We start from the raw sequence: 381 nt of genomic DNA on the forward strand, positions 1-381 counted from the left end.
CGGCGGCCGGGCGCACCTACGGCGGCAACGCGGACGCCACCCAGCGGGTGGACGCCGGCGGGAACCCCGACGCCACCCAGCGGGTCAGCTACGGCAACCCGGCCGACGCCACCCAGCAGGTCGGGTACGGCGGCGCACCGGAGGCCACCCAGCGCGTCGGCGGCACCTACGGCGGCAACCAGTGGTCGGTGCCGGGCACCGGCCAGCCCTGGGCCACCGCGCCCGCCACCTCCGGCGGCAGCGCTCTGGACAAGGTCCGGGCCACCGGGGGTCAGCTGGTCACCACGGTCAAGGGCTGGCCGCGCAAGGTCCAGCTCGCCGCTGCCGGCGGGTTGGTCGTCGTGCTGCTGCTCAGCGTGGTGGCGCTCTCCGGCGGCGAGG

At 77.4% G+C, this 381-nt stretch carries 1 pseudogene; it reads left to right on the plus strand.

Annotated elements, in window-relative coordinates:
- Nucleotides 1-381 (plus strand): annotated as a pseudogene (locus tag KBX53_RS35990) (serine/threonine protein kinase); the annotation flags it as partial.

This window comes from Micromonospora sp. M51 (genome assembly GCF_018070305.1).
Lineage (GTDB): Bacteria > Actinomycetota > Actinomycetes > Mycobacteriales > Micromonosporaceae > Micromonospora > Micromonospora parva.